12 protein-coding genes are annotated in these 7668 nt (G+C 71.4%); all 12 read left to right on the forward strand.

Annotated elements, in window-relative coordinates:
* Positions 1-131 precede the first annotated feature (131 nt).
* A complete protein-coding gene (locus BCF44_RS53335; protein WP_116182279.1) occupies positions 132-563 on the forward strand; it encodes a hypothetical protein in 432 nt (143 codons plus the stop codon).
* Between the two features lie 68 nt (positions 564-631).
* Positions 632-2404 (forward strand): hypothetical protein, encoded by a 1773-nt coding sequence (locus tag BCF44_RS53340; RefSeq protein ID WP_116182280.1) that lies wholly within the window; start codon positions 632-634, stop codon positions 2402-2404.
* Between the two features lie 114 nt (positions 2405-2518).
* Entirely contained in the window at positions 2519-2932 is a 414-nt protein-coding gene (locus BCF44_RS53345; protein WP_116182281.1) for a hypothetical protein, read from the forward strand.
* A gap of 76 nt (positions 2933-3008) precedes the next feature.
* Positions 3009-3533, forward strand: a complete 525-nt coding sequence (locus BCF44_RS53350; protein WP_147329068.1) for a hypothetical protein — start codon at positions 3009-3011, stop codon at positions 3531-3533.
* Positions 3534-3568: 35 nt separating this feature from the next.
* The gene (locus tag BCF44_RS53355) at positions 3569-3961 is read left to right on the forward strand and encodes a hypothetical protein (RefSeq protein ID WP_147329069.1); all 393 of its coding nucleotides are present in this window, start codon (positions 3569-3571) and stop codon (positions 3959-3961) included.
* Positions 3962-4037: 76 nt separating this feature from the next.
* A complete protein-coding gene (locus BCF44_RS53360; RefSeq protein WP_116182284.1) occupies positions 4038-4250 on the forward strand; it encodes a hypothetical protein in 213 nt (70 codons plus the stop codon).
* Positions 4251-4282: 32 nt separating this feature from the next.
* Positions 4283-4513, forward strand: a complete 231-nt coding sequence (locus BCF44_RS53365) for a hypothetical protein (protein WP_116182285.1) — start codon at positions 4283-4285, stop codon at positions 4511-4513.
* 37 nt (positions 4514-4550) lie between these two features.
* On the forward strand, positions 4551-4775 hold the full coding sequence (locus BCF44_RS53370) for a hypothetical protein (protein ID WP_116182286.1): 225 nt from the start codon (positions 4551-4553) through the stop codon (positions 4773-4775).
* A 109-nt stretch (positions 4776-4884) separates the two neighbouring features.
* The gene (locus BCF44_RS53375; RefSeq protein ID WP_116182287.1) at positions 4885-5442 is read left to right on the forward strand and encodes a Pycsar system effector family protein; all 558 of its coding nucleotides are present in this window, start codon (positions 4885-4887) and stop codon (positions 5440-5442) included.
* A gap of 69 nt (positions 5443-5511) precedes the next feature.
* Positions 5512-5805, forward strand: a complete 294-nt coding sequence (locus tag BCF44_RS53380; RefSeq protein WP_116182288.1) for a hypothetical protein — start codon at positions 5512-5514, stop codon at positions 5803-5805.
* 270 nt (positions 5806-6075) lie between these two features.
* A complete protein-coding gene (locus tag BCF44_RS53385; protein WP_116182289.1) occupies positions 6076-7263 on the forward strand; it encodes a coiled-coil domain-containing protein in 1188 nt (395 codons plus the stop codon).
* A 122-nt stretch (positions 7264-7385) separates the two neighbouring features.
* Positions 7386-7668, forward strand: a 283-nt coding sequence (locus BCF44_RS53390) for an AAA family ATPase (RefSeq protein ID WP_147329070.1), incomplete at its 3' end; no start/stop codon positions are given.

Genomic DNA, 7668 nt, shown 5'->3' on the forward strand with positions numbered 1-7668 from the left:
GATTCGCCCGCTGACCGGCCGCTGGACCGGATGGCCAGCACCCCACAGCGTCGCCCGAACGGCCGGTCGACGCGCCTTACAGTGCGCTGTAAAGTCCTTACAGCACGCTGTAAATGAGGAGGTCCGGGAGCATGACGAACACGATCGAGCCCGAGCCGGCCTGGCCGCCGGCGTGGCCGGTCACCACCGACCAGTTGGTCGCCTGGATCAACGACTACGCGCAGGCCCTGGCCGCCGGCGACGTCGACCCCGGCGCTCTGCTGGAGCAGTTCGCCCACGCCCGGGCCATCGCCCGCGCCACGGCCGGCATCGAGGAATGGCTCCTGCTGGCCTGCCGCGAAGCCGGCATCAGCCTTCCCGACCTCGCCGAGCGCATCGCCCGGCACCCCTCGACCGAGCAGCGCCGGCGCTACGTCACCGGCCCCCGCGACCGCGTGGAGCGCCTGCTGCGCGACTTCGACTCCGCCGACGGCCGCCTGGCCGCCCTGCTACGCGCTCTCGACACCAGCGTCGAGCACGACCAGGCCGCGACGCAGCCGGATCCCGATCCCACCACCAACTGACCGCGAACAGGGCTCCAAACAGGGAAAACGCAGTACTGAACCCCAGGAACCACAGGAGGATGAGGGCAGTGACGGTTCCGCCCGACGCGTCCACCCCGGGCACGCAGGGGGACGCCTGGACCCAGGCCGAGGGCAACGCGCTGTCCTCGGCGGAGCAGTTCGACAACGCCGCGCGACGTGCCCGCGAGCAGGCCGGCGAGCTCGAAGGCCGCCCGGACATGCAGCAGACCGCGCTGCGGCTCAACGAGGAGGCCACCGCCGCCGAGTCAACCGCCCAGACCCGGCGCGGTCTGGCCCGCGGCTACGCCGCGCTGCGCGCCCTGAGCGGGCAGCCGGATGCCGACGGCGCGACCACGACGACCGGTCAGGAGGCGATCACCACGGACAGCCAGCCCACCAGCCGATCCGAGAGCCCGGTCGTCGTGGACGTGCCGCTGCCCGACGACGAGGACGAGGACGGCGAGGTCGTCGACGTCGAGCCGGAGGCCTTCGACACCTGCTGGGTGTGCGAGGAGCCGCTGGACAAGCCCACCACCAACGAGGACGCCGCGGTCCACGACGACTGCGACCCGGACAAGCCCCCCAAGTACTGGATGGGCCCGCTCACGGCCAACGGCAAGAAAATCGACCCCGACCAGGGCGAGTCTTACCGCAAGCTCAAGGACCTGGCCGCCGACGCCGTCGACATGGTCCTGGAGTGGGAGATCCCGTACGGCGACACCTACGTCTCCCTGGACGGCACCATCGTCGACGCCCGCGAGTGGATCGAGCGCCCCGAGAACATCGCGCTGGGCGGCGGCCGCGAGGCCTACGCCGGCCGCGGCGAGTTCGATCCGGCCGCGCCGGACCGCTGCTGGATCGGCCAAACGCTGCCCTCGGGCCGCCTCGCCCGACCTCTCGCCCGGTCCTTCGACGACGTCGCCGAGCTGGCCGTCCACGTCTGCCGCGAGGTGTTCGAGCGCGGCCGCATGACCAGCGAGGACAACCGATACACCGTGATGTTGCCGGGCGGCGAGCTGGTGGACGCGGAGGAGTGGGCGCAGCGGCCGGAGACCCGCCGGCTGGCCGGCTACACGCCGGTCGAGTTCGACCCGGCCGTCCCGGACCGGTGCTGGATCGGGCCGACGCTGCCGGAGATCGGCCTGGTCAGTGCCGTCGCCCGGTCCTACGACGACGAGGCCGAGCTGGCCGCCCACGTCTGCCAGCAGGTCTACGGACACGGCCGCATCCCCAAGGACAGCAACGGAAACGCCGTGATGTTGCCGGGCGGCGAGCTGGTGGACGCGGTCGAGTGGGCGCAGCGGCCGGAGACCCGCCGGCTGGCCGGCTACACGCCGGTCGAGTACGACTCCAGCACGCCGGACCGCTGCTGGATCGGGCCGACACTGCCGGGCGACGGGCTGATGCTCCCGCTCGCCGAGTCCTTCGACGACGTCGCCGAGCTGGCTGCCCACGTCTGCCGTGAGGTGTTCGAGCGGTACACAGTGGACACCTTCACCCACACGGTCATGCTGCCCGGCGGCGAGCAGATGGACGCCTGCGACTGGGTGCAGCATCCCGACATCCGCGCGCTGGCCGGCTGCAGGGCCGTCCGCAACCGGGTCCAGTTCCGCGTCACGGCGACCTGCACCAGCTGCGGCGCCGAGGCCAGCGCCCTGTCCACTGACCTCGTCATGGGCGAGATCGGCCAACGACGCAAGGCCGCCGGCGCCGCCTACTGCGCCCCCTGCGACCTGTACGGCCCGCCGGCCCTCGTCCCGTTCACCCTGATCGACGACGCCACCGGCGTCTACGGCGCCGAGCCTCGCCCGATCGGCGACCTCGCCGCCGAGACCGCCTGACCCGAAGCCAGGGGGCCTGCGCGAGACAAGCCTGAGCCTCGCGCAGGCTCCCAAACAGGGAAAACAGCCTACTGAACTCCAGTAACTACAGGAACAAACCGACAGGAGGACCAGGTGCTCAACACGATCGTCGGCCGGCTGCTCGCCCGCCTGCGCCGCGCCACGCCGGCCCCGGCGGCCACCACCTCGCCGATGGCGGGATGCCGCGACAGCTGCTGCCGCCGCGGCCGCGGCCTCCCCCGCCGCAAGGCCACCGCCGCCTGCACCTTCGGCGACTGGACGTTCCGCGAGTGCGACCGGCTGGTGGACTTCGTGAACCTCACGACCGGCGACTACATCCAGTACTACGGCTGCGTGGAGCAGGTCAGCTCCGTCGACCTCACCGACATCGACGTGTTCACCGTGGTCACCGACCACGCCGTGATGACCGTCCCCTGGCCCATGCTCAAGCACCCGGACTACCAGCAGATCGAGGTCTGGGACACCCGCCCGGAGCCGCTCGCGGACGACGCGGATCACCACGCCTGAAGCACCTCGGCAGTGCTCCAAACAGGGAAAACACTGCACTGAACTCCAGTAAGTACAGGAACAATGAGGAAGGACGGTGACCACAATGGACCTCGCTGTCGCCATCGAGCTCGTCGGCGACGAGGTGCGCAGCCGGTACTTCGGCGACGACGTGCCCAACTCGCTCGCGCTGGAGATGCTGCGCGAGGGCAACGACCACCGCGACGTCGACCAGGCGCGAGCCGCTGGCATCTTCAGCCCCGCCCTGGCCGACGCCCACCACCAGGTGATCGCCGCCGACGAGGAGGAACTCGCCGAGGCCATGGAACGCCTGGAGCTCGTCGACGCCGTCCGGCTGGTCGGCGACGACCTGCGCGCCGGCGAGAACGACCCGACCGCCACCGACGAACTCGCCGTCCATCTCGCCCGCTGCGACACCGACCCCGACGGCCTGGCCGCCGAGCTGGCCGAGGGCGAGATCGCCGGCGAGCGTGCCGCCGCCTACCAGCACGTGCTCGCCGCCGGCGACGAGGAGATCACCGCGGCGCTCCAGCTCAACGCCGCCATCACCGCCGCCCGCGCGGCCCTCCGGCCGGCACAGCGCTGCGCCGAGCCCCAGTGACCACAGTGGACAACCCGCCCGAAGGGACCAGCTTCATGCCCGACACCATGACCACCGCGGAGCAGGCCGCGCTCGCCCGCTACAGCAACTGGCTGGACACGTTCCTCGAGGAGATGGCCCAGCAGCAACGGCAGCAGCGCATCCCCAGCGCCTCCATGCAGGCCGCGCGCCTGCACCGCTGGTGGGCCCAGACCGAAATGCTCCAGGCCGCCGGCGGCCCGACGCCCTCCGCCGCGTTCGCCGCCGAGCTCGACGTGGCCCTGACCAACTTCTTCACCCAGCGCGCCAACTTCCTGTTCAAGCTCGCCAGCACAGTCGGCGCGGACGTCCCCATCCCCGAAAACCAGCAGGGCGTGCTGCAGATCGGCGGCGCCACCCTCGGCCTGGTGGGCTACGTGCCCGCACGGAACATCAGCACCCCCAACTAGCCCCCGTCCACCGCTCCAAACAGGGGAAACACTCCACCAGACTCCAGTAGGTCCAGTGCTGAGGAGAGGGATCGACGTGCGTGCCAACCCGTTCCACGACCGTGGCCCCAGCCTGCCGCACGGCGGCGGGTTCGGCGGCCTGATCGACAGCTTCGCCCAGGGCGTGGCGCACGCCCTGGGCTGGCGGGCCGGCTCGGCCATTGCGCAGGCGCTGGGCCCGACGGCGCTGATCGTGCTGGCGCTGGCGGCCCTGGCCGTGTTCCTGTGGCGCCGCAAAACCCGCCGCTGACCACCTGCCCGGACCAGGAAGGACACTCCGTCATGGACCTCGGCTTCGCCATCCGGCTGGTCGGCTACGACGCCCGCAACGCGCGGGACGCCGCGTGCCTGACCGACGCCGAGGCCGTCGAGCTGGTCCGCGCCGACCCCGGCCGCGGCGACGTCGACGACCTGTGGGGCTGTGGCTACATGGGCGACGAGACCGCCGAGGCCTACCGCACCGTGCTGGCCGCCAGCGTCGACGAGCTCGGCCAGGCCCTCGCCGCGCTGTAGCCATCACCGCCCCTGACCAGGAAGGACACCGACCGCCGTGGACATCTACCAGGCCATCGCCATCGTGGCCGTGCGCACCAGAATCGACCGGGGCGCGCTGGACCTGACCGACTTCGAGGCCATCCAGGCGTTCCGGGACCACGTCACCGACGACGCCGTCGAGCAGCGGTTCGAGCGCGGCGAGATCGACGACGAGACCGCTGAGGCGTGCCACTTCGTCCTCAGCGCCGACTGGGACCAGCTCGACGACGCCCTCAGCTAGCCAACCAACCACGGCACCTCCGCGCGCCCGCCCGCAACGCTCCAAACAGGGCAAACGCCGTGCGATCTACTCCAGTAACTCCAGTAGAAACAGGAAGGAACACGCGACCGTGAACACCGGCACCCCGCTCCACACGACCGACCCGGCCCCGACCGCGCCCGACGACCTCAACCTGGACCCCGCCGTCGTCGCCGCGGCCGCCGGCGAGATCAGCCGCCAGGAAAGCCGCTGCGACGACAAGGCGGACTCGCTGGCCCAGTTCAGCGGCGCGCTGGCCAGCATCATGGCCATCGTCGCCGCCGGCGCCGGCGCGATCGCCGTGCTGTTCACCCACCTCGGCCCCTGGGCACTGCTGCCGATCCTGCTGCTCGCCGGCGCGGCCGGCCTGTGGGGCTCGGCGCTGCTGGTCCTGATCTACAAGGTGATCCGTCCCGACATCACGCCGGCCGCCGGCTCGAACACCTCCTTCGTGCACGACGACCACCTGGACCGGCTGGACAGCGTCGACCTCACCCGGTTCCACCTCGACCAGGTCGTCCGCCTGCGCCCGCTGGTGGTCGCCCGCTTCCGCGCCCTCGCCCGGTCGGTCGACCTGATCGTGCTCGGCTTCGTCGCCCTGTTCGCCGGCGCGGCCGCCTTCGGCATCCTGTTCGCCCTCGCCGGCTGACACACCCTCCAAACAGCGAAAACGCCTCTACTGAAGTCCAGTAACCACCGTATCTACAGGAAGGACACCATGCGTCGCGCCGCGCTCCACGCCCACGTCCGCACCCTGATCGAGAACACCTTCGTCGACGACGACGCCGACGTCGCCAAGGCGCTGCTCGCCGAGGCCGACGAGCCCACCAGCGGCTTCGGCACGCTCGCGTTCAAGCTCGACGACACCACCGACGGCACGGCCGAGGCCATCGCCGAGAAGTTCCAGCTCCTGGCCCAGCAGGTCGACGACCGCACCAAGGACAAGATCGCCGACGGCAGCTACTTCGTCGCGCCGTGCGCGTTCCTGGCCAGCCTCCTTGACCACATGTGACCCCCTCCTCCCCCTCCAGTGGGCCCCGGTGCGAACTTCGCGCCGGGGCCCACCCGCGTGTCTGGCCCCACCGGCCCGTCACCTGCCGGCAGGCCACCAACAGGCTTCAGCGTCGTGGGAGTGGGTGACGCGAGGTCGAACAGGGCGACGCAGGGCGGCTCAAGAGGAAAACCGTCCGCCAGCGGCAGACAAGATCAACTAGAACTGATTACACGAAATGACGAATCGTTTTGCGTTACGTCGAAACGAAACGTCCGCTACGATCGAGCTATGACCGAGACGACCGAGTCCGCCCCACCCGGCGGGAGCACCGAGGTTCGCACCTGCGGATACAGCCAGTGCGGCCGGGTCCTGCCCGCCCAGGACCGCCCCGGGCGCAAGAGCGCCTACTGCGAGGACCGCCGGTGGGAGGGCAACAAGACCTGCAAGCAGATGGCCCAGCAGGAGCGCAACGCGCTGAAGGTCGCCGGCCTGGAGGTGCCGCTGACCGCCTACCGCGAGGTCGCCGACCGCGTGGTGCCCGTGCTGGAGTCCGTGCAAGCCCAGATCACCGGCCCGCTCGGCGAGCTCCGTGAGGCCCTGCGCCAGGTCGAGGACGGCGCCCTCGCCCGCGTCCAGGACGAGGAGAACACCGCCCGGATCGCCACCGAGCGCGCCGACGCCGCCGTCGCCGAGCGGGACAAGGCCTTCACGGCCCGGGACAACGCGCTGGCCGAGGCCAAGGCCGCCCGTGAGGCGAAGATCGTGGCCGAGCGGCTCCAGCGCGAGGGCATCGCCGACGCCGAGCAGAAGGCCGACCGGGCCTGGCAGCGGGCCCTGGAGTACGAGGGCGCCAAGACCGCCGCGGAGGCCGCACTGACCGAGGTCCGGGCCAACCTGGAGGCGCAGGTGGGCCGCTACGACCACCTCTCCGAGCGGTTCGACACGGTGCAGAACGCCAACAAGGAGCTGACCAGCGAGAACACCACACTCAAGGCGAACATCAAGGCCGCCGAGCAGCGCGCCACCGAGGCGGACACGAAGGCCGCCGAAGCCACGCAGCTGGCCGAGCAGCGTGCTGGCGAGGTGGCGGCGGCCCGCGAGGCCCAGGCCGCCGCGGAGGGCGAGCGCGGCCGGATCCAGGCCGAGAACGAGCGCCTGGTCGCCGAGGTGGGCACCCTGCGCACGGCCCTGGACACCGAGAAAGGCACGGTCAGCGAGCTGCGCCAGCAGCTGGCCGCCGCCGAAGGCCGCGAGCAGGGCCTGATCGGCGAACGCGACGCCGCCCAGACCGCCGTGACCGAGCTGCGTGACGAGCTGACCACGGAGAAGGGCGCGACCGCCGAGCTGCGCCAGCAGCTGGCCGAGCAGCAGACGGCCCTCGACGAGGCGCGCCGGCTGCTGGCCGAAGCCACGGCCCGCGCCGGCACCGTCGAGGAGCTGCGGGTCCTGATCACGCAGGCGGCGCCCAAGAAGTAGAGCAGCGAGCCCTGCCCGTGCAGGGGATCGGAGGCAAGCCCTGCGTGTCCACGCACGCAGGGCTGCAAACAGGGAAAACGACGCTCTTAGGTCCAGTACGTACAGGAAGTACAGGAGGGCTCGTGAACCACGTCCGTGTCCTGATCGGCGCCCCCGGAGCCGGCAAGACGCACTTCTGCACGCAGCACGCCGGCCGCCTGGGCGTCCTGCTCAGCCTCGACCGCGCTCGCGCGATCGTCGGCCGCGGCGAACACGACCAGGCCGCGACCCCGGCCGCCGTCGACCTCGTCCGCCGGCAGGCCGCCGACGCGCTCGCCGCCGGCGACACGATCACCGTGGACGCCACCGGCGCGGCGATCCTCGACCGCGCCAGCTGGCTCGCCCTGGCCCGGGATCACGCCGTCC

This window comes from Kutzneria buriramensis, assembly GCF_003387475.1.
Lineage (GTDB): Bacteria > Actinomycetota > Actinomycetes > Mycobacteriales > Pseudonocardiaceae > Kutzneria > Kutzneria buriramensis.

Bases quoted from the DNA above. Each gene is read 5' to 3' on its own strand.
- BCF44_RS53380 (WP_116182288.1), top strand. From the start codon at position 5,512: ATGCGTCGCGCCGCGCTCCACGCCCACGTCCGCACCCTGATCGAGAAC.
- BCF44_RS53365 (WP_116182285.1), top strand. From the start codon at position 4,283: ATGGACCTCGGCTTCGCCATCCGGCTGGTCGGCTACGACGCCCGCAAC.
- BCF44_RS53335 (WP_116182279.1), top strand. From the start codon at position 132: ATGACGAACACGATCGAGCCCGAGCCGGCCTGGCCGCCGGCGTGGCCG.
- BCF44_RS53385 (WP_116182289.1), top strand. From the start codon at position 6,076: ATGACCGAGACGACCGAGTCCGCCCCACCCGGCGGGAGCACCGAGGTT.
- BCF44_RS53355 (WP_147329069.1), top strand. From the start codon at position 3,569: ATGCCCGACACCATGACCACCGCGGAGCAGGCCGCGCTCGCCCGCTAC.